This window comes from Fodinibius sp. SL11 (assembly GCF_052060035.1).
In the GTDB taxonomy this organism is placed as follows: domain Bacteria; phylum Bacteroidota; class Rhodothermia; order Balneolales; family Balneolaceae; genus Fodinibius.
In genome coordinates this window covers 105,399-125,458 of record NZ_JBPOEA010000007.1, presented here as the reverse complement: position 1 = coordinate 125,458, position 20,060 = coordinate 105,399, and the positions used below count along the sequence as shown (strand labels likewise).

Sequence of the window (20,060 nt, the reverse complement as noted above, 5' to 3'; positions counted from 1 at the left end):
GTCTTCCCGTGGTCTACGTGACCTATCGTTCCTATGTTTACATGTGGCTTGTTTCGCTGAAATGTCTCTTTTGCCATAATACTATTAGTTAATGATGTTTAAGATCGTTCTTCCAGAATTTCTTTTTCTACATTGTCAGGGACAATCTTAAACTCACCAAATTCCATTGTGGAAGTTGCACGTCCCTGAGTCATTGATCTAAGATCAGTCGTATATCCAAACATTTCTGACAGAGGCACTTTGGCTTTCACAACAGAACCTTCTTTATTGTTATCCATCTTGCCAATAATACCTCGTCGTCCATTGAGGTCTCCAATCACATCCCCCATAAAGTCTTCGGGAGTAATGACTTCAACGTCCATAATCGGTTCAAGAATCTTTGGCGAAGCCTTTCTGGTTGAGTTACGAAATGCCATCTTAGCACAGAGCTCGAAACTAACCTGATCAGAATCCACATCGTGATATGAACCGTCAAACAGGCGAACCCCGATGTCTTCAACCGGGTAATCAGCCTGAATACCAAAATTCATGGCCTCTTTGAATCCTTTTTCTACAGAAGGAATAAATTCTGTTGGAATATTACCACCTTTTATCTCATTGATGAATTTAAATCCTTCTTCTTCATCAACCGATACGTTCTTATCTTCTTCATCAAACTCATCAAAATGATCCAGCGGGCCGATTTCAAACTCCATATCAGCAAATTTACCGCGTCCACCAGACTGCTTCTTGTACGTTTCGCGGTGCGTAACGCTTGAGGTAATAGTCTCCCGATACGAAACTTGGGGAGCACCAACATTAGCCTCGACTTTAAACTCACGTTTCAATCGATCAACAATAATTTCCAAATGAAGCTCACCCATTCCGGCAATAACGGTTTGACCCGTTTCCTCATCAGTATTTACCTGGAATGTAGGATCCTCTTCAGCCAATTTAATCAATCCGTTCTGCAATTTTTCGGCATCAGCCTTTGATTTAGGCTCTACAGCCAACTTTATAACCGGCTCGGGAAAGGTAATATCCTCTAGAAGTATTGGGTCTTCCAAATCACAGAAAGAATCCCCAGTTCTCACCTGTTTTACTCCGACCGCAGCCGCAATATCACCGGCACGTACAATTTCGAGATCTTTCTTTTCATTGGCGTGCATTTCAAGAATTCGACCAACTCGCTCCTTTTCACCCGTTGTGGCATTATATATATACGAACCTTTTTCCAGTTCTCCGGAATATACACGGAAGAATGTCAACTTACCCACATAAGGGTCTGTCATAATTTTAAATGCCAAGGCAGAAAACGGTTCCTGTACGCTGGGCTTACGCTCTAATTTCTTGTCGTGATCCTGGGGATCCTTACCCATAATCGGAGGAATATCGTACGGACTTGGCAAATACTTAATAACTTTGTCAAGTACCGTTTGCACACCCTTATTCTTAAGGGCAGAACCACACATGACAACAGTAATATCTCTGTTCAACGTGGCTTCGCGAAGAGCATTCTCAATCTCCTCTTCACTAATTTCCTGATCCATCAGGTAATTTTCCATAAGAGCATCATCATGATCAGCAATAGACTCGATCATTAGCTTGCGATACTCTTTGGCTTTCTCTTTAAGGTCATCTGGAATTTCAATCTCATCATACTCCATTCCGAGCGTTTCCTCATCCCAAATAATCCCTTTCATCTTGATGAGGTCAACAACGCCACGGAATGTATCTTCCACTCCAATTGGAATCTGGATCGGAATCGGATTCGCATTAAGCTTATCTCTCATTTCTTCAACTACATTGAAGAAGTCAGCCCCAACACGATCCATTTTATTTACAAAAGCCATTCGCGGCACATCGTATTTATTAGCTTGCCGCCAAACTGTTTCAGATTGTGGCTGAACAGCACCAACTGAGTCAAAGACTCCAATCATACCGTCCAAAACACGAAGCGAACGCTCTACCTCAACGGTAAAATCAACGTGTCCGGGCGTATCAATAATATTAATACGATGATCTTTCCAGATACAGTGTGTAGCAGCAGAAGTAATTGTAATTCCACGTTCCTTCTCCTGGTCCATCCAGTCCATCTGGGAAGCACCGTCATGAGTTTCACCAATACGATGAGTGATACCTGTATAATACAGGATCCGTTCTGTCATCGTGGTTTTGCCGGCATCAACGTGCGCAGCTATTCCAATGTTGCGCGTACGCTTAATCCGGTCTACAATTTTTGGATCTGTTTCTTTTGTCTTCGTCTCAGCCATTACTATAAATTAGTATCGTAAATCGTTTAAAATCTAAAGTGAGCAAATGCTTTATTTGCTTCAGCCATGCGGTGAACCTCGTCCTTCTTTCTTACCGCTCCGCCTTCATTATTTGATGCATCCAACAACTCACGAGACAATCGTCGAGCCATTGATTTATCGTTTCGCCCCTTACTGGCAGAAATTAACCAGCGCATTCCAAGTGCGGTACCGCGATCGGGACGAACCTCCACTGGCACCTGATATGTTGAACCGCCCACTCGTCGTGCGCGAACCTCAACAACTGGAGTTACATTACTGAGGGCTTCCTTAAACACTTCCATGCCCTCATTTCCAGTTTCTTCTTCCATAATTTCAAAAGCCTGATAAAGAATTTTTCTGGCAACATTCTTTTTACCGTCTCTCATCAGGTTATTTACGAAGCGCGTCACCAGTTTATCCCCAAATACGGGATCCGGCTGAACATCACGCTTATCTGCTGTCTTTCTTCTCATATTCCTATCGGTTTAATTCCTACTCAACAATTATATCTAATTAGGCTTTTTAGTTCCGTAGAGACTTCGACCCTGCTTACGATCTTCAACACCAGCAGTATCGAGCGTTCCCCTTACGATATGATAACGAACACCGGGCAAGTCTTTAACACGACCGCCACGAACAAGCACAATACTGTGCTCTTGCAAGTTGTGTCCCTCACCGGGAATATAAGCCGTTACTTCATATCCATTTGTTAAACGCACACGAGCAACTTTACGCAAAGCCGAATTTGGCTTTTTAGGCGTAGTAGTATAAACCCGAACGCAGACTCCGCGTTTTTGCGGACAGTTTTCCAAGGCAGGTGCCGTTGTTTTACTCGGCTTGCTTTTTCTACCTTTGCGAATAAGTTGTTGTATTGTAGGCACGATTTATAAACGCTTAATTGATTTTTTCGGTCGAACAAGAGTTGCCAATGATAAGGATTTTGCACCTACTAATGCAAGAAAAAATATCGATTAATTTCTTTTTTTATCCTTTTGGACTCTTAAGTTTGCAAACGGACCATAAAGTTGCTCAATATAGCTCAAATAAGTAGTATAAAGTAATATATCAGTATATCTATTTTGAAATTAGTCGATCTTCCAAACCTTAGTACTAAACGATTAAAGGCTCTTTCTGAGAGTGGAATTGATTCTCTGCTGGACCTGCTAAATTGGTTTCCACACCGATATTTAGACCGCACAACAGTGATCTCTATTCGAGAGGTGAAAGGTCAGGGAGAGGAAGTGACCGTTGTAGGACGCATCAAAAAAATACAGCAAAAAGGATACGGAAAAAAGAAAAGGCTCGAAGTTATTTTGCAGGATGATACTGCATCCCTAAAAGGCGTATGGTTTAAGGGTGGCTATTATATAAAGAAACAGTTTTCTGAAGGCGATGCCGTTGCCTTCTTTGGGAAAGCCAAACGGTATGGCCGGTACATTTCGATGGCTCATCCCGAGTGGGATAAAATTGGTGATAGTTCGGATATAAAAGACCTTAAACAAATTGTGCCGATCTATCCGAGTAATAAGGCTTTTTCTAAGCGCCGGATTACCAGCAAACTTATACACCAATGGCAAAAAGTTATCTTAAAACATGAACACCCGCCGGAATTTTTACCGGAATCGGTTCGGAATCAACATAATCTACCACCGCGGCACGAAAGCTACCGGATGATTCATTTTCCCGGATCCAAATCGGAATACAAACAAGCTTTAAAGCGCTTTAAGTTTGAGGAACTTTTTCTATTTGAACTAAGTGTTGCCAAAACTAAGCATGAAATTATCGAACGACATGAAGGGGCTCTCTTTAAGGAACTCAACCAATATACACAGCCTTTTTTTAGCGAGCACCTGCCCTTTGAGTTGACGGATGGTCAGAAATCAGCTCTTTCTGATATCAAACAGGACGTTCGATCTGGTAAACAAATGAACCGGCTTATCCAAGGTGATGTAGGTTCAGGCAAGACGATTGTGGCCATCGGAGCAATTTTAATGGCATTGGATAACGGCTACCAAGCAGCGTTTATGGCTCCCACTGAAATCCTTGCTGAGCAGCATTACCGAACCCTTTCAAACTTCCTTGATACGCTGGATGTAAATATTCGGTTATTGGTTGGAAATCAAAAAGCAAGCCTGCGAACTGATATTCTTACGGATATTGAAGGCGGTAATTGTGATGTAGTTGTCGGTACGCACGCTGTTATTCAGGATAAGGTTCAATTTAACAACCTCGGTTTGGCAGTTATCGATGAGCAGCATCGGTTTGGCGTTAAGCAGCGCGCCGAGATTCTTACCAAAGGTTCCCATCCCCATGTGCTGGTGATGTCGGCCACTCCTATCCCCCGCTCGCTGGCCATGACTTTATATAGTGATCTCGATATCTCTATCATAAAAGGACTACCCGGCGGACGTAAACCCGTTAAAACGGCTGTACGCCCCCAGAAAAAACATACCGAAATCTATGAATTTGTTCAGCAAGAATTAAAAGACGGCGGTCAAGCTTATGTCGTTTACCCTTTAGTAGAAGAGTCCGAGAAGATGGATCTTAAAGATGCTACGGCCGGTTATAATAAACTCAAAAAGCAATTTTCCGATTTCGAGGTCGGACTACTGCATGGGCAGATGAAATCCGAAGAAAAAGATGCGGTGATGCAGCAGTTTATTGATAATGAGATTCAAATACTGGTCTCTACCACTGTTATCGAAGTGGGCGTTGATGTCCCCAATGCCAGTATCATGATCGTGGAGCACGCCGAGCGGTTCGGGTTGTCTCAGCTTCATCAGCTAAGGGGACGTATTGGCCGTGGCCAGCGTCAAAGCTACTGTATTCTGATTCACGGGCAAAAGGTGAGCAAAGAGGGGCAGTTTCGCCTGCGAAAAATGGCGCAAACCAATGATGGCTTTGAAATTGCCGAAGCGGATCTCAAGCTACGCGGGCCCGGTGATTTTCTTGGTACCAAACAAAGCGGACTTCCGGAATTTCGCGTCGCTGACATTGTGGAAGACCAGTGGATTCTGGAGCAGGCCAAATCGGCTGCGTGGAAAATCATGAACCAAGATCCTGACCTACAGCAGCCAACACATAGTGAACTCAGAAAAGTCTTTATCCCCTATTATAAAGAAAAAAGTAAATTTTACGGCACGGCTTAATAACATCCGTTTCAACATTTTATAAAATGTTGAAGATATAAATCGGATAAAACTTTAGTTGAACTATTTGACATAGAAACTACTGGTATGACCTTCATTTTAGCCTAATATACTGGTCAGTGATGGGGCTTTATGCACATTTGCTGCTAAGATTCTAATACGCATCTCGGAAACACCCTTTTTAGGAATGGTTGGTATTACCACTACCTTAATTATGTTGTCTGCCGGAATATATTTCGGCTATAAAAAAAGAGCACTGGAAAAAGTTGGTTAGCTACTGATTAAAATAGTAAGGCAAATACCTCAGCAATCAACCAGGTTATCAAAAATAACATCCCTATAATCAGAACGATGAATTGCACTACCAAAAACCAAATAAAGAACCTGCTATCAGTGGTGGTACGATCAGGATCGCGTTCCAGTTCTTGAAGAATTTCCGCATTTTTGATATTGGCCTTCCAGTAGACATCAAAGATCTCTCCTAAGACGGGTACCGAACCTAAAAGCACATCCAGCAATATATTAACGAACATACGCGCCAGCACTGATGCTTTCCCACCCTGCATCGCTGCCCGGATCAAAAAGTAGAGCGATATTACACCCGCTATCCAGTCGCCGGCACCGGGTACCAGTCCCAATAGCGGATCAATGCCAAATCGAATGTTAGTGCCGGGTATTTTGAATTTACTGTCTAAGAGATTGGCAAACTGTGTATTGCTATTTCTCTTGTCAGTCATCTAAAAACATTATGCAAATTCTTTATTCTTTTTCGCCCGCTTGCGCTCGTTAAAGTCGAGATATTTCTTCCGAATGCGCAGGCTTTTAGGCGTCACCTCCAGCAGCTCATCATCATCAATAAACTCAATACACTGCTCCAGGCTCATCTTCTTAGCAGGAGCAATTTTTACCTCATCGGCGCTTTGGGTTGCACGGTGGTTCGTTAGGTTTTTCTTCTTTACCACATTTACGACCAAATCATCTGAGCGATTATTGATGCCAACAACCTGTCCCTCATACACTTTGTCGCCGGGTTCAACCAGGAAGGTACCCCGATCTTGCAGACCTTCAAGGGCATAACTGGTCACTTCTCCTTTTTCCAAAGCAATCAATGTTCCGCTATTACGACCCGGAATTTTCCCAGCATACGGCTCATAAGCATCAAACTGCTGATGCATGATTCCGGTGCCACGCGTTTCGGTAAGCATTTCGCCACGAAAACCAATCAGGCCACGAGAAGGGACCTTAAAAATAAGTCGACTATTTTCTCCTTCCTTCGTCATTGATGTCATAATTCCTTTCCGCTGCTGCAGGTTATCAATCACGCGGTTGCTATAATCCTGGTGGACATCAACAACGACTTCCTCAAACGGCTCGTGACGTTGGCCATCAATCTCCTTGTAAAGTACTTCCGGACGTGATACCGAAAATTCATAACCTTCGCGCCGCATTGTTTCAATTAGGATAGCCAACTGGAGTTCTCCACGTCCGGATACTTTGTAAATATCCGGATCATCAGTCTGCTCCACCTCAATGGAAACATTGGTGCGAGTTTCCCGCATTAATCGGTCTTTAATTTGATTGGACGTCACATAATCTCCTTCCAATCCCGCATAGGGAGCATCATTTACACGGAAAAACATCGCCATCGTAGGCTGGTCGATATCATAATACTCCAGGGCCGTCATATCGGTCGTGGCGGTAAGCGTATCGCCGATATCTACCTTCTCATAACCGGCCAGCGCAAAAATATCTCCGGCTATCGCCTTTTCAACAGGCTCACGCTTTAGTCCAGTAAAGGTATAAAGTTTTGTTGCTTTGGCTTTCTCTTTGAGATTTCCATTACGATCGAGCAGTGCAATCTGCTGCCCCTGTTCAATGGTTCCCTGTTCCACGCGTCCGATAGCAATACGTCCCACATAATCGCTCCAATCCATGCTGCTCACCAACATCTTAAAAGGAGCATCCATGACCTGCTCAGGAGCAGGGATCGTTTCAATAATCTGATCAAACAGCGGACTCAAATCGTCGTTGTCGTCTTCGAGCTCATTTTTCGCGATCCCGTTAATACCCTCAGCATAAATAATAGGAAAATCAAGTTGCTCGTTCGTGGCATCGAGCATCACAAAGAGATCAAAAATTTCGTTGAGTACTTCATCGGGGCGAGCGTCCTTGCGATCAATCTTATTAATGACCACAATCGGCTCGTATCCCAATTGTAATGATTTTCGGAGCACAAACTTTGTTTGGGGCAACGGTCCTTCAGCAGCATCCACCAGAATAATCACACCATTCACCATCTTAAGAATCCGCTCTACCTCTCCACCAAAGTCAGCATGCCCGGGGGTATCCACAATATTAATTTTGGTATCGCCCCACTTAACGGCAGTATTTTTTGAGCTAATAGTAATTCCTTTTTCCTTCTCCAGATCGCCTGAGTCCATGACCCGCTCGGCCACTTCTTCGTGCTCATGAAAAGTTCCGCTCTGCTTCAACATTTCGTCAACCAGCGTGGTTTTACCATGGTCAACGTGAGCGATTATTGCAATGTTTCTGATATCCTTGTACATAAAATGGTGTTAATTAAGATCGGTTACAGCACCGACAATCCTGTGAAATTTAGCCAGCAAAGATACGGTTTTATCTCCCCAATTCCTTATAGATATTCTCTTTTATTTACACCGCTGCTGTGTAGCTTTTATATTGATCACTATAAGGGGTAATCCTACATTGATGATTACAATAGGTACTTTCCAATATCTACCGAAGGCTGCATAGCCATGATCAGCAAGAGAAAAATTACTAGCGCTGTAATATACGGGCTTCCCTTATTAGCCATTCCTCTATGGGCGCTGTCGTATCCCGAAACAACTTTTCGGCACAACTTTAAACCCTGGCTTATCTACACCAGCCAGGTAGCGGGTATCATGGGATTCATCTTTTATGCCCTGTCTCTTGTGCTTTCCACCCGTATGACTCTACTTGAAGACCTTTTAGGAGGATTGGATAAAGTATATCAAACGCACCACACGATTGGCAAAATTGCTTTTTTTCTGATCCTTTATCACCCCATCGTGTTAGCCGCCCGATGGATTCCACAAGATATCAGTAAAGCATTGCTGTACCTGCTTCCTACCCATCGTCGGTTGGCCATTGATCTTGGCAGCTGGGCTCTATTGGGATTTATGTTACTAATGCTGATCACTATTGTCATCAAAATTCCCTACGACAAATGGAAATTAACCCATAAACTTACCGGCGTCATTTTCATCCTGTTCCTTCCTCACATTTTTCTTTTGGATGAGCTAGTTAGTGTCAATCCATGGCTTGCCACGTATCTTGGATTATTTTCAATTCTCGGGATTGTCAGTTTTTTATACAAAACCATTTTCTTCAACTGGCTCGCTCATGAAAAGGCATACACTGTCCAAAACGTTGACAGGCTTAATAAACAAGTAATGGAGATCACCCTATCCCCCAACGAAAACCAACTGCAATTTACACCTGGACAATTTTGCTTCTTTAGCTACTCAGACCCAAATATAAGCCGCGAAGCTCATCCGTTTACAATCTGCAGCCCTCCCTCTAAAGACCATATCACTATCATCGTCAAAGCCCTGGGAGATTATACCAACCATCTTTATCAAACACTGAAACCGGGTGCTAAAGCACTTGTTGAAGGCCCGTATGGGCGATTTGATTACAAAAATTACAAGCAGCCCCAAACCTGGATTGCCGGCGGAGTGGGCATTGCTCCTTTTATAAGCTGGGCACAAGCTTTGAATATAGAAGAGGTTCCATCCAATTTTGAGACTGATTTTTATTACTGTGTCGACAGCAGAGAAGAAGCTATCCATTTGCAGACCTTCAAAAATCTCGAAAACAAACTTCCTGGATTTACACTTCATCTCAATTGTGCAGATCGGGAAGGGTTTTTAACAGCTGATGAGATAGATAATATCGATGGTCGAGAACTTTTCATCTGTGGGCCCAAAGAGATGCGAGAATCCTTGATACGGGGATTCAGAAAACTTCAGATACCCAAGACCAAGATCCATTTTGAAGATTTTGACTTTATTTAATCTGATATACCAGTTATCTGCATAATTTTGGCATAGCTGATAACGATCAGTTACTTTACCAACCCTTATCGTTTTAACCGAAATCACTGATTTACTTTTGATATGGATTTACAAGTTAACAACCAGCGATTTATTGTCTGTGGAGCCAGCAGTGGATTTGGCCGAGCCATCGCCGAACTTTTATTGGATGAAGGAGCAACTGTTATTGCTGTTGCTCGTCGAGAGGAAAAACTCAATGAGCTTGGCGAAAAATACGGTAATGCGGTAGATATTGTTGTGGGAGATTTAACGAATGATGACACCCACAACAATATTGAAGCCGCTATTGGTAACGATCAACTTCACGGTGTAGTGGTCAACGCGGGCGGACCACCGGCACTTAGTCCGCTCGAAAGTGCTATATACGACTGGGACCAAGCCTACGAAAATGTGATGCGCTGGAAAGTCGAACTGGTACTTCGATTGGTTTCTTATTTTACCTCTAAAGAATACGGGCGTATCCTATTTGTAGAAAGTCAGTCGGTAAAGCAACCCATTCCTTCGCTAGTACTGAGCAACTCGTTTCGCGCGGGAGTCGTTGGCTTTGCAAAATCTTTATCTCAGGAAGTAGCCGGCCAAGGCGTAACCGTTAATGTACTGGCCCCGGGGTCACATGATACGCCTGCTATAAAACGCGTCATCAAAAAGGCCGCGGATGAATCGGATAAATCGTTTGAAGAAGTTCGTGAAGAAATGGAGGCCTCCATACCGGTAGGACGATTTGGCAAAGGAGAAGAGTTAGCATCACTGGCCGGATGGCTGCTGTCACCGCATGCATCCTTTGTTACCGGACAAACAATCAGCCACGACGGCGGCAATATCAAAGGACTGTTTGGATAATTGCCAAATGGTAGAAATGAAAATGGAATGGTTACATAGTTGCAAGTTTCTTAAAACTTAATTTTCAATACACCAATGTGGATTCAAAGAAAAATAACACTCTCCCCAAAGTCTCGAGGCTTTCACATTATTACGGATGAAGTGCTGAAGCAAATTCCAGAAATAAAGCAGATCAACACAGGGATTGCACATATCTTCATTCAGCACACCAGCGCAAGCCTCACTATTAATGAAAATGCGGATCCCTCAGTACGAAGGGATTTTGCTTCCCATTTTAAACGGATGGTTCCCGAAGATACCTCACTCTACGAACACACGCTGGAAGGACCGGACGATATGACTTCGCATATCAAGAGTTCACTACTCGGACATTCGGTGAGCATTCCCATAACTAATGGCAAGCTCAATTTAGGAACCTGGCAGGGTGTTTACCTTTGTGAACACCGAAATAGCAGTGGTTCCAGAAAACTGGTCATAACGATGCACGGGGAGTAGTACATCTATTAAACTAAGTCAGAATACGTTCTGCAGCCAAGTTGCGTAAAAAGATGGGAATATTTTCACAAAGGCTTAGTCACTCATTTATTTGACCAACCCCTGTTAAAAATAAAAAGGCTTCGTTAAGCAAGCTTTTTCCAAGCCTGCTCAACAAAGCCTTGAGTGTATTGGAGCGGAGAGGGAGGGATTCGAACCCTCGATACCCCTTATGGGGGTATACTCCCTTAGCAGGGGAGCGCTTTCGACCACTCAGCCACCTCTCCAATAAAGAGTCGCAAATATAAGTGCCTCAGCAAATTTTATCAATGCCAAACTTACATTTCTTTTGTGAAACAGGAATTACTCCTCTGGATCGCTATCAAGAATATAAATTTGTGCTAAATTTCTTCCCTCCTGGGCATAATCGAGTCCGTATCCCAGTACAAAAAGCGTGGGGATTTGAAATCCCACATAATCAAGCTGCACGTCGTGGTGCGTAGCCTCGGTTTTGTGTAATAAGGTTACCGTAGCAATAGACTCGGGATTTTTCTTCTGTAACTTATCCACCAGGTAATTCATCGACAGACCGGTATCAACAATATCTTCCACCAAGACAACATGACGGCCCTCAATATCAGCATCAATATCCTTAAGATCGGTTACTTCTCCCGACGACACTTTTTCATCCCCGTAGCTGCTGAGTTTTAAAAAATCGACCTCGCAGGAGATATCAACTTGGCGCATCAGATCCGAAAGAAAAATATAGGCACCATTAAGCACCCCAATAAAGATGGGATTCTTTCCCTCATACTTTTCCGCAAGCTCGTCCCCTAACTCGGCAACCCGTTCTTGCAATTCATCTTCCGTTAAATAGATCTTGAATATTTCTCCGTTGCAGGTAACCGTCTCAGGATTAAATAATGACATGAATTACGCTAAATACTTTATTCTGAGGCAATATTTCGTACTTTTGCCGCACTTGACCAATTCTGAAATAGTGCCTGGGGATGACTGATTTTTAATTGGCGGAAAGATAAGAGCACAAATCGTTTCTTCAAAAGATTCTATCACCAACACATCTTCTTTATGTGCAGCACTTACTTTTCGATTCGTCAGATGGTCAGCTACGTTTTGATGTCCGCTCATTCCCAGCGGACGGATTTGATCACCGGCACTCCACCTTCGCACCGTAACAGGCCAACTCATTTTGTCAGCATCCAGAAAGAGCCCCTCTTTAAAATCAGGGTTTTTGTACGGATCAACCGAAAATTCTATTTCGTTAATGATCATTACCGAAGCTTGCAGGTCATCGCGAGTTAGCTTTTGATCCTCAAAGTCCTCCTTCTCCTTTTCCATAAGAATATAATATTCGCGGTCGCGGATGATGGAATAGTCCGAGGTTATCTGGATCTTCTTGCCAGTTTGTACATCCGGTAACTCATCCACACGATGCAGATTTTCCTGCGTAACGTAAATACCGGGGTTCTGTTCTTTTAGTAAATGTAAAACCAACGCCCGCTTCAAACCGGGCTTTAACCTATCAAAATCTTGTTTATGAATTCTATTCTGATCGGTGATCTGCTGTGCAATCCATTGTAAAGCGGAACGATAATTCTCAGCTTCTTCCCCCATTCGCAACACATTTGCTTCCCAGCCCGGGTAAAATTCTGTCAGCTTCTCCGTCCATTCATTTCGCAAAAAGTTGCGAGCAAAATGGTTCTCCAGATTGGATTCATCAGTGCGAAACGGAATTTTATGCTTCTGGCCATATTCCTCTATCAGTTCCCGTGTAACAGGTAAGAGTGGACGAAACAGTTCGCCGTCCCAAACGTCCATCCCGCTCCAGCCGGGCATTCCGGCGCCGCGAAAAACTTTTTGCAATATGGTTTCTACCTGGTCATTTCTATGGTGCGCCAAGGCAATGCCTTCTGTATTATGCTTCGCAACCAAATCCCTAAAAAAACCATAGCGGACCTCACGGGCCCACTGCTGAAAATTTTGCCCTTGGGCTTCTTCTGCATCGACTTCAATAAGTTCACATTCAAAGCCCCACTCTTCTGCTTTTTTTTCTACCAACTCAGCATCTTTATCAGATGCTTGACCTCTTTTCTGGTAATTCACATGGGCGACTACTCCAGTAATATCAAGACACTTAAAAATATGTAGCAGCACCATTGAGTCAACACCGCCACTTACGGCAACGACAAATGCAGGCGTTGAATCGGCAAAAATGGATTCTGTCGATTCCTTAACAGTCTGTTCAATTTGTAACAAGTTGGATCTGCTCATAAGAGAATGAATCTATTCCGCCATCCCTGTTCAACATCAGTAACGCTCCTTTCTCATCAATACCCAGCAACTTATATACTTCATCCTGCAGCTTATCATCAATTTTGAGACCAAGCCATTGCCCATAACCAATTATATTCCGGTTTATCGTTTTTATTAACGATGATTGCCGTTGCTCCCACTGGGTATACTTATATTCAATGCGGTTTAGTAAATCGGCCAAAAACTGTTCGCGATTAACATTTTGACCCTTCTCCCGCGAAACCGAGGTCGCAACTTCTTCTAACTCAACCGAGAATTTTTCCTGATTGATATTCAGGCCAATCCCAATAATTAAACGATCAAATTTATTCCCGCTGAAGACCGTTTCTGTCAAGATACCAGCAGTCTTCTTATCATTCAGAATAATATCATTAGGCCATTTTATGGCTGCGCAAGAGGCATTTAAAAATTCATTCAACTTTTCAACCATTGCCAGTGCACAAGCCAACGTCAGCACATGGAAACGGCCGGTATCGGCAGGAGTAAACACAATCGAAAATGTCAGGTTTTGTCCTTTTTCTGTTTCCCATTTGCGTTCGTATTGTCCTCTTCCCTCGGTTTGGTGATCGGTCAAACAAAGCAGCCCATGCTCTACCTCCGAAGCCGAAAGCTGTTTTAGATAAGTATTAGTCGACGGCAACTCTTCAAAATAACGAATACCATGCCCCAACCATTGGGTATCTAATTCTTGCAAAAATATTGACTGATCAAATGTACCGTTCAAAATAAAATGCGCTTAGAATTTAAATTTCAAGCTTCCGCCAATTTACTTTTCAACAGGTCAATTTTGGTCACAGGCGTAGGATCCACATCATTTACAATAGCAAGATAGAAGCTAGTCCAGTCGGCCAGTTGGATAAGTGAAAACATCCGGGTTAAGCGTGTTTGTCCACGGGTCTTAAGAATATGCAAGGAGGCCGTCTGGTCTTCCACCAACTCTTCAACAATTTCCATGCGGCGCTGTACTCGTGGATTATCTTCCCGATCAATCAATAGTATTACCGAAAGGCGGCCTGTTAGGTGTACAATACGCTCCCACCCTACAATCTCATTGTGATTCATCTCAGGAAGGCTATTACCATAAGCCAGTGTCTTGGCATTTTCGGCGAACTGATTTCTCCATCGGAGATTCACCGGCTCCATCATAATTGAATCGGAGTAAATGATCGGCAATGTATCGTTAATTTCTTCAGCTAAATTCAGTGCCTCATTATCTCCGGGATCTGAAAATAAGTCATTCTGCTCTGTTAAAAAACGTGCCGTATCTTTCAGAGCTCCGTCTCGTTCCTCCACCAACCCCAGATACTGAAAAATACGATATAACGGAACAAAGCTATAGCCGAGCGCAGTACGTGGCGGCATTCCACCAGGAATTTTAATGTAATCGAACTCCTCCTTTGCCGCCTTTACCATCAGCTCCCCACCGGATGTCACCGCTAACGTTTGCGCTCCCTCCTCACATGCGGTTGTTAAAGCAGTTAGGGTTTCTTCGGTATTACCCGAAAAACTGCATGCGATAAACAGCGTATTTTCATCCACCCATTGGGGGATTTCGTAATGTCGTACCACTTGCATGGGATATGGGCTATTATGATAGCAAAATGATCGTAGTAGATCGGCCCCGATTGCTGAGCCTCCCATTCCCACCAAACATATCTTGGATATACGTTCCCTATCAATATTCAATTCAATATCCTTGGTGCTCTCCATGGCCTTTTTCCACTGATCAGGAAAGGTGTTCAAAAACTCCCACATGTTTTGACTGTCTATCGATTTGATGTCCTCCAGGTACATAAATACTTATTTTTTTGTCTCCCAGTTTGAAAATAACTTATCAATATCATTCAGCGTCTCAGCTTGTAATACTTTCTTAGCCAACTGTTGCATATCGGGATAAGAATTTGATCGTAACATCTGTTTTACCGACGGTAACACCACTGAATTCATGCTCAACGTATCAATACCAAGCCCCATTAAACAACAGGCCGCAATAGGGTCCGAAGCCAACTCTCCACACACACTTACGGGCACATTATTACGTTTACCTGCTTCTGCCACCTCCTTTATTAGTTGCCAGATCGCCGGGTGTCGCTGATCATATAAATTCGCTATTCGTTCATTCCCACGATCTACTGCTAACACATATTGGGTAAGGTCATTAGTCCCAATGCTCAAAAAATCTGCATTGGTAGCAAAAAGATCTGCCTTTAAAGCTACAGATGGAACCTCTACCATCAACCCTATTGGGACTTTCTCATCAATAGAAATGCCTTCGCTAATTAATTCTTGCTGAACTTTTTTGATTATAGTTTTCAGCTTTTGGACTTCATCAATCGTTGAGACCATGGGGACCAAGAGGCGGATTCGTCCCTCAAAATTCCCGGATGTTTTATAAATAGCCCGCAGCTGATTTTTTAGAAGTTCTGGCTGTTCCAACAACATCCGGATACCCCGCCATCCGAGAAAAGGATTTTGTTCTTTATGTTCATCTTCGAAAAACTTATCGCCCCCCACATCAAATAACCGTACAGTAACCGAATGCGGGGCTGTCAATTCAAGAATGGATGTATAAAAAGAAACCTGCCGATCAATATTCTTAAAACCCTTACCGCTAAGATAAATGGATTCTGTTCGTAGCAATCCCACGCCTTCGGCCCTGTATTCATTGGCAATACTTAGCTCCTCGGTAAACTCAACATTAGCCTGCAATGAAAAAGGCTTTCCATCAGATGTTTTATTCGGCTTTTTACATAATAATTTATAATCAGCCTCCCTTTGACTTTGCTGATCGATCAAACTTCGATATTTTTTGCGCGTTTCTTTTTCTGGATGAACAACCACTTCACCATTACGTCCATCAAGCACAACCTCATCATCACAGTTAATAACTTTAGTCGCTTTCTGGGTTCCCACCACGGTAGGAATATTCATTGAACGAGCAATAATTGCGGCATGCGATGTTGTACCACCTTGATCAGTAATTAACCCTTTGATATTACGGTTTGAAAATGAAATAATTTCCCGGGGACTCAGCTCTCGAGCTACCAAGATCGTACCCTCTTTTATTTCATCCCTTTTGTTATGCAATATTTGTAATAAACGGTCGCGAATATCAGAAATATCCACCGATTTATTCTGAAACGTTCCCCCATGGTTCTTCTGGATAATCTGCAAGTAATTTCGAAAAATGCTTTCTACCGCCGAATCAACAGGCTTATTATTTGCCGAAATTTCTTGCTCAACGCGATCATGCAGTTCCGGATCTTTTAAAATTGCGATCTGCGTTTGAATAAAGGGGGTCGTATCCTCCAGATCAGGGTTTTCTAATAGCATCCGAAGTTCCTCTTCAGCTGCACCCAGAGCCTCATAAAATCTACGAATATGCTCTTCAGCCTCATCATCAGAAATTTGCGTATCAGATATATTTGGACGCACACGCTGATAAAGGCTGGTATTACCTATCACGATACCGGGACAGGCTGCCGCTCCGGAAATATGCATCTCTTTATTATCTACCTGATCACTCATTTTCATCCTCATAAACTTCGCCGAACCCATCATTAATCAGTTCGCTAATAGCCTCGGTAGCCTCTTCCTCATCCGGACCACTGAGTTCCAGCTCGAGCTCAGCTCCTTTTTCCGCAGCAAGGGTCATGACCCCAAGGATACTCTTCCCATTCACCTTATATCCGTACAAATGGATGTAAAAATCTGATTCGAATTTTGATGCTAACTTTACCAAGGCGGCCGCCGGACGTGCATGCAAACCAGCATCATTAACAATCGTTATTTTCTTTTTTATCATCCTATAATATTTCGTTTAAAGCGTAAAATGCCAATTATTGAAGTAACTATCCACAGCAGTTGGCAATAAAATAACGTTACTATAAAGCGTTGAAAGAATTGTAAACTTAGCTGCTGTTTTCTTAACTTAATTGCCATTTATAACTGCTAAAACCAAACTACATGTCTGTCACAAAAAAGGATGTAAAGTACGTTGCTGATCTGGCTCGATTACAGCCAAGCGAAGAAGAAACAGAATCGTTGGTGAACGATATGAACCAGATACTCGACTATATGACCACCCTCGAAGAGCTGGACACCTCTGATGTGGAACCCCTTGAGCACGTAATTGAGCTGGAATACCGTCTGCGCGATGACAAAGCGAAAGAGCCGCTTTCTCATGAAGACGCTCTTAAAAACGCGCCCGACGCCGATACCGATTACTTCCGCGTACCGCGTGTAATTGAGTGATATTAATCATGTCATGCAGACCCGAGTATTAGGATCAATATTTGAATATACTTCAAAACTTAGATCCTGAAACAAGTTCAGGATGACATATTTTAAATCATATTAAATTCATTGCCTTGAGTTCGAAAAAAGAGCAAACCCATTCTCTAAAGGAAGATTTTATTTCAAAACTGTCCGCCAATAAGAAGCATTGGATTTCGTTGGCTGTGCTTTTTATTCTCCCACTTTTGCTATATTCAGCTATATTTTTCGGCGGCAAGCAATTTCTTGGTAATGATGTACTGCAATGGAGGGCCGGAGCTGAGTCTGTCATAGAACACGTTGAAACCTACAATGAGCACCCACTATGGGCTACCAACATGTTCTCAGGCATGCCTTCTGCTGTTATCCACAATCCATCCTCTCCGCCCAGCATCGACTCATTTTTTAAATGGATGGGCGGACAAACACATCCTCTCGCTTTCTTTTGGATACTCTTAAGCGGTGCGTATCTCTTTTTTATTGTTCAAAAAGTTCGTCCGTTTTCGGCAACTATAGGGGCTATTCTCATGGGATTTACAACCTATCTGCCCATTGTTATCGAAGCCGGCCATTACGCTAAGTTCATGGCCTTTGCGTTTGTCCCCTGGATGTTTGTGGGCTACTATCTAATCTCCCGATCTCAGAAAAAACTATTAGCCTTTTTTACGTTTGCGCTGGCGGTAATGCTACAACTCCGGGCAAATCATCCCCAGATAACCTATTACTTTTTGTACCTATTGGGCTTCTGGTGGATCTACGACAGTTGGCTGGCCTACAAAAAAGAGGAACTCTGGGATTGGGCGCAGCGAACGGGTATCGCTTTTGGGGCCGGCATTTTGGGCATTCTTTGCAGCATCGACCTATACTGGCGGCTTTACGAATATTCCCAATACAGCACTCGGGCCGGCTCTACGCTGGCATCATCAGGTGGTAGCGGCGGACTCACGCTCGAATACGCTTTTAGCTGGTCGCAGGGTGTCGGTGAACTGTTAACGCTTATAATTCCCGGTCTCTACGGCGGATCATCAGGCGAAGCCTATTGGGGACCGAAGTCATTTACCAGCGGTCCGCACTATTTGGGAGCTATCGCTTTTATCTTAGCGTTAATTGGCCTGTTCGCATATCGAAAGAAAATAAAATATTTATTCTTTGGCGTAGGCTCCCTGACTCTTCTGTTTTCATTGGGTCACAACCTGCCCGCCTTTAATGAATTTGCATTCAACTATATTCCCTACTTCGATAAATTCCGCGTACCCGAAACCTGGCTTATTGCTACCGTTTTCTGCTTTGCTGTTTTGTCCGTTTATGGCGTTGAAGCGCTCTTTGATATCGCCAAAGACAAACAGAAATCTATAAAAGAGTTATATGCTCCGCTGGGCATTGCCATTGGTCTGGGAGTAGCCTTTGCCTTCGGCAGTAATGCATTGCTCTCTTTTGAAAAACCGGGCGAATTCGAGCAATATGCTCAACAGGTAGCCCAGCAGAATAATGTGTCGCCTGATAATCCCCAGGTTCAACAGCGGGTTCAAAACTTTATCAATACGCGACTAAAACCCGATCGCAAAGAAATGGCCAGCAGCGACTCCACACGGTACCTCATTTTAACGTTGCTTGCCGGGGGACTAATCGTCGGTTTCATAAAACGAAAAATCAGCAAAGGTTATCTTCTTATTGGGTTGCTGGTTCTTGCCGCCTACGATATGCTGAGCGTCGACAGCCGCTACGTGAATGAAGATCAAATGGCTTCTGATGCCCTTGAGGCTGAGCAGATGATCCAGCAGCAGCAAACGCCGGCCGATAAGTTTATCATGCAGAATATCGCTTCCGAGAATGGCTATCCCTATCGTGCTTTTGCTTTGGATCGCAATCCCTTCAACAACGCGATTCCCTCTTACTTTTATCCCACTATTGGCGGATATTCCGGGGCCAAACTGGCGATCTACCAAGACCTGATCGACCATCTCCTGATGGATAATCAAACCGGGTTTAACCATTCCGTGCTGGACATGCTGAACACAAAGTATATTACTATACAGCAACAGCTTCCTTTTGGAGGATATACGCAGGTATTCAATCAAAATAACCAGCGGGTGTACCGCAACGATGACGTACTGCCCAAAGCCTTTTTTGTAGATTCTGTTGCTATCGTCAGCTCACCGCAAGAAGCTGTGAATCGAATGAAACCTTCAGCTAATTTTGATCCATCTACAAGAGCTATTGTAGAAACAGACGACGCGGTCAAATCATCCGTTGATACCACAGCTCAGGTTACTCTAAAAAATTACAAGGCCAACGAGATTACACTTAGCACCTCATCCGAAGAAGATCAGTTTTTGGTACTGAGTGAAATATTTTATCCCGCGGGATGGGAAGCTACTATTGACGGCAAACCAACAGAAATTTACAAGAGCAATTTTGTGCTGCGCGGATTGCAGGTCCCAGCCGGAGAACATACCATAACTATGAGTTTTAAACCGACTTCTGCTATTTGGGGCGGGCGGTTAGCTTGGATGGGTCATCTTATACTTTGGGCTGCGGGTATAAGTCTAATCATAATTTACTTAAAAAAAGGAAACACTAAATCCCAAAAAGACTAA

Annotated in this window: 18 protein-coding genes and 1 tRNA gene; 6 read left to right on the top strand and 13 right to left on the bottom strand. The window is 43.3% G+C overall.

Going from position 1 to position 20,060, the window contains the following annotated elements:
* The 4 genes from ACQ76V_RS10105 to rpsL all read right to left on the bottom strand — a co-directional run.
* Positions 1 to 77: hypothetical protein (locus ACQ76V_RS10105; protein ID WP_441000376.1), on the bottom strand; the 77-nt coding region annotated here is incomplete at its 3' end.
* Positions 78 to 98: 21 nt separating this feature from the next.
* Positions 99 to 2,252 carry an elongation factor G gene (gene fusA / locus ACQ76V_RS10100; RefSeq protein WP_441000374.1) on the bottom strand — a complete coding sequence of 718 codons (2,154 nt, stop codon included), beginning with the start codon at positions 2,250 to 2,252 and terminating at the stop codon, positions 99 to 101.
* A gap of 26 nt (positions 2,253 to 2,278) precedes the next feature.
* A complete protein-coding gene (rpsG, locus tag ACQ76V_RS10095) occupies positions 2,279 to 2,746 on the bottom strand; it encodes a 30S ribosomal protein S7 (protein ID WP_441000373.1) in 468 nt (155 codons plus the stop codon).
* A 36-nt stretch (positions 2,747 to 2,782) separates the two neighbouring features.
* A complete protein-coding gene (gene rpsL, locus ACQ76V_RS10090; protein WP_095607485.1) occupies positions 2,783 to 3,154 on the bottom strand; it encodes a 30S ribosomal protein S12 in 372 nt (123 codons plus the stop codon).
* Between the two features lie 198 nt (positions 3,155 to 3,352).
* Between rpsL and recG the strand changes: the two genes are divergently transcribed.
* Positions 3,353 to 5,422, top strand: a complete 2,070-nt coding sequence (gene recG / locus ACQ76V_RS10085; protein ID WP_441000372.1) for an ATP-dependent DNA helicase RecG — start codon at positions 3,353 to 3,355, stop codon at positions 5,420 to 5,422.
* A gap of 281 nt (positions 5,423 to 5,703) precedes the next feature.
* Here the strand turns inward: recG and ACQ76V_RS10080 are convergent, their stop codons facing one another.
* Positions 5,704 to 6,159 carry a DUF4112 domain-containing protein gene (locus ACQ76V_RS10080; RefSeq protein ID WP_441000371.1) on the bottom strand — a complete coding sequence of 152 codons (456 nt, stop codon included), beginning with the start codon at positions 6,157 to 6,159 and terminating at the stop codon, positions 5,704 to 5,706.
* Between the two features lie 9 nt (positions 6,160 to 6,168).
* Entirely contained in the window at positions 6,169 to 7,989 is a 1,821-nt protein-coding gene (gene typA / locus ACQ76V_RS10075; RefSeq protein ID WP_441000370.1) for a translational GTPase TypA, read from the bottom strand.
* A gap of 210 nt (positions 7,990 to 8,199) precedes the next feature.
* Between typA and ACQ76V_RS10070 the strand changes: the two genes are divergently transcribed.
* The 3 genes from ACQ76V_RS10070 to ACQ76V_RS10060 all read left to right on the top strand — a co-directional run bounded on the left by ACQ76V_RS10070 (position 8,200) and on the right by ACQ76V_RS10060 (position 10,875).
* Positions 8,200 to 9,501, top strand: a complete 1,302-nt coding sequence (locus ACQ76V_RS10070; RefSeq protein WP_441000369.1) for a ferredoxin reductase family protein — start codon at positions 8,200 to 8,202, stop codon at positions 9,499 to 9,501.
* A gap of 102 nt (positions 9,502 to 9,603) precedes the next feature.
* Positions 9,604 to 10,380, top strand: coding sequence for an SDR family oxidoreductase (locus ACQ76V_RS10065; RefSeq protein ID WP_441000368.1), 777 nt, complete (start codon positions 9,604 to 9,606; stop codon positions 10,378 to 10,380).
* A 75-nt stretch (positions 10,381 to 10,455) separates the two neighbouring features.
* Positions 10,456 to 10,875: a secondary thiamine-phosphate synthase enzyme YjbQ gene (locus ACQ76V_RS10060; protein WP_441000367.1), complete on the top strand. Its 420-nt coding sequence runs from the start codon at positions 10,456 to 10,458 to the stop codon at positions 10,873 to 10,875.
* 176 nt (positions 10,876 to 11,051) lie between these two features.
* Here the strand turns inward: ACQ76V_RS10060 and ACQ76V_RS10055 are convergent.
* The 7 genes from ACQ76V_RS10055 to ACQ76V_RS10025 form a co-directional block, all read right to left on the bottom strand.
* Positions 11,052 to 11,141 (bottom strand) — tRNA-Ser (locus ACQ76V_RS10055).
* Between the two features lie 76 nt (positions 11,142 to 11,217).
* Positions 11,218 to 11,784 carry a hypoxanthine phosphoribosyltransferase gene (gene hpt, locus ACQ76V_RS10050; RefSeq protein ID WP_441000366.1) on the bottom strand — a complete coding sequence of 189 codons (567 nt, stop codon included), beginning with the start codon at positions 11,782 to 11,784 and terminating at the stop codon, positions 11,218 to 11,220.
* A 3-nt stretch (positions 11,785 to 11,787) separates the two neighbouring features.
* Positions 11,788 to 13,146, bottom strand: a complete 1,359-nt coding sequence (gene tilS / locus ACQ76V_RS10045; RefSeq protein WP_441000365.1) for a tRNA lysidine(34) synthetase TilS — start codon at positions 13,144 to 13,146, stop codon at positions 11,788 to 11,790.
* Positions 13,118 to 13,912, bottom strand: coding sequence for a biotin--[acetyl-CoA-carboxylase] ligase (locus ACQ76V_RS10040; RefSeq protein ID WP_441000364.1), 795 nt, complete (start codon positions 13,910 to 13,912; stop codon positions 13,118 to 13,120). Before ACQ76V_RS10040 ends, tilS begins: the two co-directional genes overlap by 29 nt.
* 26 nt (positions 13,913 to 13,938) lie before the next feature.
* A complete protein-coding gene (locus ACQ76V_RS10035) occupies positions 13,939 to 14,982 on the bottom strand; it encodes a bifunctional phosphoglucose/phosphomannose isomerase (protein ID WP_441000363.1) in 1,044 nt (347 codons plus the stop codon).
* Between the two features lie 6 nt (positions 14,983 to 14,988).
* The gene (gene ptsP, locus ACQ76V_RS10030; protein WP_441000362.1) at positions 14,989 to 16,716 is read right to left on the bottom strand and encodes a phosphoenolpyruvate--protein phosphotransferase; all 1,728 of its coding nucleotides are present in this window, start codon (positions 16,714 to 16,716) and stop codon (positions 14,989 to 14,991) included.
* Positions 16,709 to 16,993 (bottom strand): HPr family phosphocarrier protein, encoded by a 285-nt coding sequence (locus ACQ76V_RS10025; RefSeq protein WP_441000361.1) that lies wholly within the window; start codon positions 16,991 to 16,993, stop codon positions 16,709 to 16,711. The genes ptsP and ACQ76V_RS10025 overlap by 8 nt, the downstream gene beginning before the upstream one ends.
* Positions 16,994 to 17,154: 161 nt before the next feature.
* Between ACQ76V_RS10025 and gatC the strand changes: the two genes are divergently transcribed.
* Together gatC and ACQ76V_RS10015 are read left to right on the top strand one after the other, a co-directional pair.
* Entirely contained in the window at positions 17,155 to 17,442 is a 288-nt protein-coding gene (gatC, locus tag ACQ76V_RS10020; RefSeq protein WP_441000360.1) for an Asp-tRNA(Asn)/Glu-tRNA(Gln) amidotransferase subunit GatC, read from the top strand.
* Positions 17,443 to 17,558: 116 nt separating this feature from the next.
* Positions 17,559 to 20,060, top strand: a complete 2,502-nt coding sequence (locus tag ACQ76V_RS10015) for a YfhO family protein (protein ID WP_441000359.1) — start codon at positions 17,559 to 17,561, stop codon at positions 20,058 to 20,060.

Coding starts and splice junctions, on each gene's coding strand:
- fusA (WP_441000374.1), bottom strand. CDS start 2,252: ATGGCTGAGACGAAGACAAAAGAAACAGATCCAAAAATTGTAGACCGG.
- rpsG (WP_441000373.1), bottom strand. CDS start 2,746: ATGAGAAGAAAGACAGCAGATAAGCGTGATGTTCAGCCGGATCCCGTA.
- ACQ76V_RS10080 (WP_441000371.1), bottom strand. CDS start 6,159: ATGACTGACAAGAGAAATAGCAATACACAGTTTGCCAATCTCTTAGAC.
- typA (WP_441000370.1), bottom strand. CDS start 7,989: ATGTACAAGGATATCAGAAACATTGCAATAATCGCTCACGTTGACCAT.
- ACQ76V_RS10070 (WP_441000369.1), top strand. CDS start 8,200: ATGATCAGCAAGAGAAAAATTACTAGCGCTGTAATATACGGGCTTCCC.
- ACQ76V_RS10065 (WP_441000368.1), top strand. CDS start 9,604: ATGGATTTACAAGTTAACAACCAGCGATTTATTGTCTGTGGAGCCAGC.
- ACQ76V_RS10060 (WP_441000367.1), top strand. CDS start 10,456: ATGTGGATTCAAAGAAAAATAACACTCTCCCCAAAGTCTCGAGGCTTT.
- hpt (WP_441000366.1), bottom strand. CDS start 11,784: ATGTCATTATTTAATCCTGAGACGGTTACCTGCAACGGAGAAATATTC.
- tilS (WP_441000365.1), bottom strand. CDS start 13,146: ATGAGCAGATCCAACTTGTTACAAATTGAACAGACTGTTAAGGAATCG.
- ACQ76V_RS10035 (WP_441000363.1), bottom strand. CDS start 14,982: ATGTACCTGGAGGACATCAAATCGATAGACAGTCAAAACATGTGGGAG.
- ptsP (WP_441000362.1), bottom strand. CDS start 16,716: ATGAGTGATCAGGTAGATAATAAAGAGATGCATATTTCCGGAGCGGCA.
- ACQ76V_RS10025 (WP_441000361.1), bottom strand. CDS start 16,993: ATGATAAAAAAGAAAATAACGATTGTTAATGATGCTGGTTTGCATGCA.
- gatC (WP_441000360.1), top strand. CDS start 17,155: ATGTCTGTCACAAAAAAGGATGTAAAGTACGTTGCTGATCTGGCTCGA.